General features: G+C 61.4%; 4 protein-coding genes. 3 read left to right on the top strand and 1 reads right to left on the bottom strand.

Features of this window, described 5'->3' with window-relative positions:
* Positions 1–42: 42 nt before the first annotated feature.
* Genes DBR18_RS08715 through DBR18_RS08705 form a run of 3 tightly spaced genes read left to right on the top strand, consistent with a single transcriptional unit; the run spans position 43 to position 7,054 of the window.
* Positions 43–4,617, top strand: coding sequence for an alpha-2-macroglobulin (locus DBR18_RS08715; protein WP_108590052.1), 4,575 nt, complete (start codon positions 43–45; stop codon positions 4,615–4,617).
* Position 4,618: 1 nt separating this feature from the next.
* The gene (locus DBR18_RS08710; RefSeq protein WP_108590051.1) at positions 4,619–6,238 is read left to right on the top strand and encodes a DUF2300 domain-containing protein; all 1,620 of its coding nucleotides are present in this window, start codon (positions 4,619–4,621) and stop codon (positions 6,236–6,238) included.
* Positions 6,239–6,241: 3 nt separating this feature from the next.
* The gene (locus DBR18_RS08705) at positions 6,242–7,054 is read left to right on the top strand and encodes a YfaP family protein (protein WP_108590050.1); all 813 of its coding nucleotides are present in this window, start codon (positions 6,242–6,244) and stop codon (positions 7,052–7,054) included.
* A 199-nt stretch (positions 7,055–7,253) separates the two neighbouring features.
* On the opposite strand, the gene DBR18_RS08700 is transcribed toward DBR18_RS08705, so the two are convergent.
* The coding region (locus tag DBR18_RS08700; RefSeq protein WP_146188747.1) for a DNA cytosine methyltransferase at positions 7,254–7,854 on the bottom strand (601 nt) is incomplete at its 5' end.

Raw genomic sequence — 7,854 nt, 5'->3', positions numbered from 1 at the left:
CCCCAACTTCATCGGCGTCTATCGACTGAACTTTCTCTCCCAATGACCGGTGCCCGCATGCTGCGACTCTGCGCTCGAATTCCTCTGCTGCTGGCGCTGTTGCTGCCACTGGCGACCGTCAACGCTGAAGATTCGGTGGAGCCGAGCGGCTACACGCCGTTCTCTGGTGAAAGCTTCTTCCTGCTGGCCGACAGCAGTTTCGCCGCCGACGAGCAGGCAATGGTCCGTCTCGAAGCACCAGGTCGCGATTACCGGCGCTTCCGCATGGAACCCTATGGTGGCGCCGACATTCGCGTATACCGCATCGACAAACCGCTGGATTTCCTCAAGCGTCAGAAGAACCTGCACCGCGTGGTCAGCGACGGCCAGTTCAAGGGTGAAGGGCTGTCCAACACCCTCGCGTACCTGTGGGACAACTGGTATCGCAAATCGCGGCGGGTGATGCAGCGTGCGTTCTCCTACGAGTCGCGCAAGCAGGTCACCGAGGAAGTGCCGGAACTGAAGATGGGCAACGCCATCGCCGCGCCGACCCCGTACGACGCGCAGCCGCAATTCGCGCTGATTCCGGGTCTGCCGGTGGTCAGCCAGTTCCGTTATCCGCTGTGGCAGGCCAAACCGATCCAGCCGCCGGCCGGGGTCAATCTGGCCGGGTCTTCCAGCGAGTTCGTCAGCGTTGCGCCGGGTAACGTGTACATCCCGTTGGGTAATCTGAAACCGGGTCTGTATCTGGTCGAAGCGCTGATCGGCAAGTACCGCGCGACCACCATGGTTTTCGTTTCCAACACCGTGGCGGTGAGCAAGATCGCCGGCGATGAACTGCTGGTCTGGGCCGCGCGCAAACACGAAGGCAGTTCGGTGCCGAAGGTCAATGTGCTGTGGACCGACGGCCTCGGCGTGATGAGCAGCGGTGCCACCGATGCCGATGGTTTGCTGCGGCTGAAACACGTCAGCCCCGAGCGCTCGTTCGTCATTGGCGAGGACGAAGAGGGCGGGGTGTTCGTCTCGGAAAACTTCTATTACGACAGCGAAATCTACGACACCAAACTCTACGCATTCACCGACCGGCCGCTGTATCGCCCGGGCGATTGGGTGTCGCTGAAAATCGTCGGTCGCGAGTTCAAGAATGCGCGGGATTCGGTATTGCCGGGCGCTGCTGACGTCAACGTCAGCGTGCTCGATGCCACCGGCACCGAGCTGCAACGCCTCGACCTGAAACTCGATTCCAAGGCCGGCACTCAGGGCCGTTTCCAGTTGCCGGACAACGCCGTGGCCGGTGGTTACGAGATCCGTTTCAACTACAAGGATCAGGCCTACAGCAGCGCCTTTCGCGTCGCCGAGTACATCAAGCCGCACTTCGAAATTTCGTTGAATCTTGCCAAGCAGGATTACCGCACCGGCGAGCCGGTGAAGGGCAGTCTGGTGCTGCTGTACCCGGACGGCAAACCGGCGGCCAACGCCAAACTGAGCCTGAGCCTGCGCGCCCAGCAACTGTCGATGGTCGACAACGAGCTGCAATACCTCGGGCAATTCCCGGTGGAGCTGACCAGCACCGAACTGACCACCGACAGCAAGGGCAACGCGACCCTCGACCTGCCGGCCGCCGACAAACCGAGCCGCTACATGCTCACCGTGTTCGCCAGCGACGGCGCGGCCTATCGGGTCAAAACCACCAAGGAAATCCTCATCGACCGTGGCGCCGCGAGCTTCCGCCTGAGCGCGCCGCAACGTTTCAGCGCAGTCAACGACAAAGTCGCGTTCAGCTACGCCAACGAGGGCGGCAGCGAGCAGAGCAAAGCGGTCACCCCAAGCAGCTACAGTTGGGTGCGTCTGGAAGACCAGAGCTCCGGCGAAGGTAAACTCGCGGCGACTGACAAAGGCTTTAGTCTGGCCTTCGAACGTCCGGGCACTTACAACCTGACGTTGAAGGATCAGCACGGTCGCGTCCTCGGCGCCACCGGCCATTCGGTCACCGGCGAGGGCGTCAAAGCGGTGCCGGGCACCGTGGAAATCGTCCTCGACAAGCCCGAGTACAAGGCCGGCGATGAAGCGCTGGCGCTGATCACCTTCCCGGAGCCGGTCAGCGATGCACTGCTGTCGCTGGAGCGCGACAAGGTCGAAGCCACCGCGCTGCTGGCCAAGGGCAGCGACTGGCTGAAACTGGAAAAACTCAGCGACACCCAATACCGCGCGCGCATTCCGGTGAAGGAAAATTTCGCGCCGAACCTGACCTTCTCCGTGCTGTACACCAAAGGCGGGCAGTACAGCTTCCAGAACGCGGGGATCAAGGTGATTGCGCCGCAAATCGACGTAGCGATCAGCACTGACAAAGCGGTGTATCTGCCGGGCGAAACGGTCACCGTTGACCTGACCACGCAGTTCGCTGGCAAAGCGGTACCGGCGCACCTGACCGTCAGCGTCGTCGATGAAATGGTCTACGCGCTGCAACCGGAAGTGGCGCCCACCATCGACCAGTTCTTCTACCACCCACGGCGCAACAACGTGCGCACCAGCGCCAGCCTGTCGTTCATCAGTTACGACGTGGCGCTGCCGGGCAGCCCCGGCGCGCCGGGCAAGGCCAACCGCAGCGAACGTGGGGTGAAAGTGCTGGAGCGCCCACGTCGCGAAGACGTCGATACCGCCGCATGGCAGCCGGAATTGCTCACAGGCGCTGACGGCAAAACCCGCTTCACCTTCAAGATGCCGGACTCGCTGACCCGCTGGCGTATTACCGCTCGGGCGATTGCCGATGACGGTCAGGTCGGGCAGAAGAAGCAGTTCGTCCGTTCGGAGAAACCGCTGTACCTGAAGTGGAGCGGGCCGAGCAAATTCCGCAAGGGCGATCAGCCACAACTCGGCGTATTCGCTTTCAGTCAGGCCGAGAAACCGGTCACGGCAGAACTCGTCACCCATTACGCGGGCGCCGAACAACGCCTGCCGGTGACGCTGAATAACGGCATCAACTACGTGCCGCTGCCAGCGTTTGCCCTGGCGAGCGGGGAGTGGACAGCGGAGCTGGTGCAGGATGGTAAAACCGCTGACACCCTCGCTGTGCGCCTGAGCGCGACCGGTGACGGTTGGCAAGTGACGCAAACCCAGAGCCTCGACGTCGCCAGCGGCGATACCCCGTTAAGCCTGCCGGCCGATGCTACCGATATTCGCCTGCGCCTGGATGACAGTCCGCAAGCGCTGTTCCGTTCCGCCCTCGATGATCTGCTGACTTATCCGTACGGTGGCGTCGAGCAGACCGCCAGCCGCTTGCTGCCGCTGAGCATCGCCTATCCGTCGCTGGCGTCGAACCCGCAGATCCGCGATCGTCTGCGCCTGATCATGCAGAACAGCCGCCTGCGTCTGGTGCAAATGGCCGGGCCGTCGGCAAGCTTCACCTGGTGGGGCTTCGACGGCGAGCCGGATGCATTCCTCACCGCTTACGCCTACTACGCCGACTGGAACGCCAGTCAGGTGCTGGAGCTGACCTTGCCGCCGGAGCATTGGCAGCGAGTGCTGGAGGTCTACGCCAAGCAAGCGCCGAACACGCCGCTGCTGCAGCGGGCGCTGATCCTGTCGTTCGCCAAACAGATGCATTTGCCGGTGAACACTTTGCTCAGCGGCTTGATGGAGGATCTGGCGAAGGCTGGTGAAGGCAATGCCGAAACCCTGATGGACGACGGCGAAGACAGTCTGGTGATGAGCGATCCGGATTCGGCGCTCGGTCTGGCGGCGGCGCGGGTGTTGACCGCGGCGTTGGCGACCCAGTCAAAAGTCGCGTTGCCGGAGGCATTCAATCGTCAGGTTGGCGCTGCGCAACAGCGTCTGGCGGTGAGTTCGCAGCCGTTTGCCGAAGCGCTGAACCTGTCGCTGCAACCGTTCGATCAGACTCGCGCGACGGCGTTGCTGCAACGTCTGCTGCCACAGCAATCGACCCTCGAACGCGCGCTGGCGCTGAGCTGGTTGCAACGCAGCATCGCCCAGGCCTCGCCGACCATCGCGCTGATGCCGGGTGAAGGCTGGAAGAAAAACTACGGCGCGACCGGTGAGATGTTCTGGACCTGGCAGGGTGCGACACCGGTGCCGAGCGTGTTGTCGGTGTCCGGCACTCAGGAGCGTCCGCTGCGGGCGGCGCTGAGCTTCCAGACCCAGCAACCGGCGGTCGATCCAATGGCCGTGACCATTACCCGGCGCCTGTCGCGACTGGTGCCGGGTGACGAAGCGTTCACCTTCAAGCTGGAACCGGTCGGCAGCAAACCGCTGTCCAGCGACAGCCTGTACCTGGACGAAGTGATCCTCACCAGCAAGGCGCCGAAACCGCTGCGCTACGGCATGCTCGAAGTGCCGCTGCCACCGGGCGCCGATGTCGAGCGCACCACCTGGGGCATCAAGTTGCAGGGCAAGGACGGCACCGAGCCGACCGCGCTTGAGAAAGCACGCTTCGAGCCGGGGCAACTGGCTTATGCGGTGCCGGTGGATGCGCTGAGCGGCGAATTGCGTCTGCGCCATCTGGTGCGCTTCTCGCAGAAGGGCCAGTTCAACCTGCCGCCGGTGCGTTTCACTCAGGTGTATGCGCCGCAGCATCAAGCCCAGGAGGCGAAAGCCGCCCTCGGTCAGGTCACGGTCAACTGACATGAACCGGCCGCTGCTGTGGCTGCTGATGTGTGTGATGCCTGCGCTGGCGACGGCGCAGGATGAGCCGTTGCGGCTGGCGTACAAGGGCGAGTTGCTGGCGTTGAATCACACGCAGCTGATCGCCCGCGAGCCCTTGCCGCCGACGCGGGATACGCCGCTGGGCAGCCTGTGGAAATTGTTCGTGTATGCGTGGCTGGTGGATACCGGTGCGCATGAGCCGGCGTATGAATGTCGCGGGCAGTCAAAGGAAGAGGTTTATTGCTGCTCGGCGGGTGGCAGGATCGAGCGTGATCAGGCGCTGGTGAAGTCCTGCGGGTTGTACTTTGAGCCTGCGCGGTTGGGCATTGCTGCTGCCGATTGGAGCACCTATTGGCAGGCACGGCAGGCGCCTTCGTGGTTGCTGGATTTGCCAGCGGTGCAACCGGCCACTCGGGTTTCGGTGGCTGACTTGCTGAAGGTTTTGTCGTTGCTGCCGGCACAGGAGCAGATGCGCCGCGTGTTGCTCGACGTCGTGCTGAACGCGGCGGACGGCAATGTCGTCGGCGAACTGGGTGGTCGCCTGCGGGTGAAAACCTGGAGCTGGCTCGGCGATCAGGATCCGCAATCGCGGCAGGGTGGTTTCGCCGGATGGACGGCGGACGGTTCGCCGATCTGGGGCGGTGGGCGTGGCACCAGTCAGATGGTCTTGCGTCATTACGGACATGCGTTGGCGACGGTGTTGCCAACAACGTGGCCGGCGGAGGCGGGGCGTTGTGTTGAGGTCGGACTGTTCTCGCACTATCCGTTGTCGCGTGTTCTGGCAGGGGATCGGGTGGTGTCTTCCGGGCCTTTGCAAGGCGACTATCGCGTCGAATTCGCCAACGGCAATGCGCTGGATATCCACAGCGCCGGGGAACTGTTTCTGCTCAACGGCAAACTCGTTGCACGGCTCGATCGCGAAGAATACGTCGCCCGCGTCCTTGAGCGCGAAGCCAAACCCGAACCCGCCGAAGCCGCCAAAGCGCTGGCCGTGGCGATCCGCACCTATCTGTTGCAAAACGCCACGCGCAACGGCGATTGCCTGAGCATCGACGACAGCAGCAACCGCCAGCGCGTCGCCCCGCGTCCAGCCTCCGCCGAGTCGCGCGACATCGCGGCGTGGACGGCGGATCTGGTGCTGGCCGGCAGCACCGTCACCTATCATTCCGACCAACCCGGCCCGGACAAACTGGCTTGGCAACAAGCCGTCGAACAGGCCAACGCCGGTCAGCGCTACGACGCGATTCTGCTGCACGCCTATCCGCGCGCCAGCCTCAGCCGTTGGGATAACCCGGTGGCCTCCTGCGACGCACTGCCAGCCGCGCAAGACTGGCTGCAAAAGCAGCGCCGTGGCTGGCGTCCGACACTGGAAAGCGAAACCGGCTACAACGAAGTCAGCACGTTCGCCGTGTGCAAACTGGCGTTCGGCCGCCCGTTTGTCGATCGCGAACGCCAGCGCATTTACGTGCGCGGCGTGCTCACGCTGCAGGATCGCCTCGACCTGACTCACGAATATCTGCACCTGGCCTTTGAAGCACATCCCAATGGCCAGGATGAAACCTACATCGAAGGGCTCGCCCGTCACCTTTTGCTGGAATAGACCATGACACTCCGTTATCCACAGGTCTTGCTGTTGCTCTGCGCGTTCCATGCGTTGCCGATGGCAATGGCCGCCGACAGCGTCAAACTCGACACCCCGGTCGGCGGCTGGCGCACCGGCGCGCCCGAAGGCGAAGGCGAAAACTTCCACCAGACCGTCAATTATCCGGCCTCCTCGGTCAACACTCCGGTGGGTCAGGCCAACACCGCACGCATCAGCGGCGAAATCAAAGCCACCCCCAAGAGCAAGGACCCCGGCCGACTGATCGTCAACGGCGTCAGCATGCCGCTGAAAATCGACGAGAGCGGCCGCTTCGACCGCCCGTTCTCCTTCCCCAACGGCAGCAACAGCGTCGAAGTGCGCAGCCCCGACGGCCAGCAACGCCACCGCACCCAGTTCCTCAACGCCAGCGGCGGCGCTACCCCGGCCAAACTGCGCGTGCTGCTGTCGTGGGACAGCGACGGCACCGACCTCGACCTGCACCTGATCACCCCCGACGGCGCACACATCTGGTACGGCGACCGCGTCGCCCCCAACGGCGCCGCCCTCGACGTCGACGTCACCACCGGCTACGGCCCGGAAATCTTCGCCATGCCGGCGCCGATCAAGGGCCAGTATCTGGTGTATGTGAATTATTTTGGTGGCGGGTATCGCGGGGATGACGAAGGCGGTGAAGAGGCGGTGCAGCCGCTGACCACGGCACAGGTGACGGTGATTACCGAGGAAGGCACGCCGAGCGAGAAGATGGAGACGTTTGTGGTGCCGATGCGAGCGGTGGGGGAGTTGACGTTGGTGAAGTCGTTCAGTTATCCGTGAGATTTGATTGGGAGATTTTATCGCTTTATGAAGAGTAAGTATGAGTATGTGGGGGGTAAGATTTAAAATAATCTGTGGTCTTTTATATCTTGCATTGAATGTGGGTGTCTTAATATGGTTTTAGGTGGGTTTTTTAGGAAGGGTGAAAAGGGCAAATCATCATGGTTGAATGATGATTTGCATGGTTCTTTATGTGTTGCTAGGCCGGTTCTAACTCAAGCTCAAAAGTTGTTTCGCCTGAGTTAATGTGCTGGGTGTGGGGTGTTTCGTTTTTAATCAATTTTATTAGGGTTTTAGCAACTGCCGCAGCTAAGTTGCAGGGTACAGCGTTCCCAATTTGCTTGAAGACAGAGCTTTGCCCGCCGGAAAAGTTGTAATCCTTCGGAAATGTTTGAATAGCAAGTGCTTCGTCTACGGTAAGTCGACGAAGTCTCGGGGGGACGACTCCAAATTTTGCGGGGCTGCCCCCATCAGTCAAGTGAGCGTGGTACTCCTCAATCCAAGGTTTATGGTTTTCATAAAGCGCCAAGTTGTCAATGATCGGAGTCCGATTTCCACCCATGCTGGCAGGAAGAGTCGCAGAATGGCCGTCGAGATTCATTGGTCGCCCCTGACCGTTGAACAGCATTCCGGCGTATGGAGATCGTCTCATTATTGGTGAGGTAGCAGCGGTAATTTTTGCATTACACAACCTACTATTACTAGGAGAACCTATTTTTCCTACGCTAATTAAAACGTCTCTAAGTTTTGCGGGTGTTGCGAATTCGGCTTTAATCGAATCTTTGAATCTATTTTTTTTT

Origin of the sequence: Pseudomonas sp. HMWF021 (genome assembly GCF_003061005.1) — a bacterium.
Lineage (GTDB): Bacteria > Pseudomonadota > Gammaproteobacteria > Pseudomonadales > Pseudomonadaceae > Aquipseudomonas.
This window is presented reverse-complemented; position numbering and strand designations above follow the sequence as displayed.

What these genes read in the sequence shown, in the direction of transcription:
- DBR18_RS08715 (WP_108590052.1), top strand. Translation starts at nt 43, where the DNA reads ATGACCGGTGCCCGCATGCTGCGACTCTGCGCTCGAATTCCTCTGCTG.
- DBR18_RS08705 (WP_108590050.1), top strand. Translation starts at nt 6,242, where the DNA reads ATGACACTCCGTTATCCACAGGTCTTGCTGTTGCTCTGCGCGTTCCAT.
- DBR18_RS08710 (WP_108590051.1), top strand. Translation starts at nt 4,619, where the DNA reads ATGAACCGGCCGCTGCTGTGGCTGCTGATGTGTGTGATGCCTGCGCTG.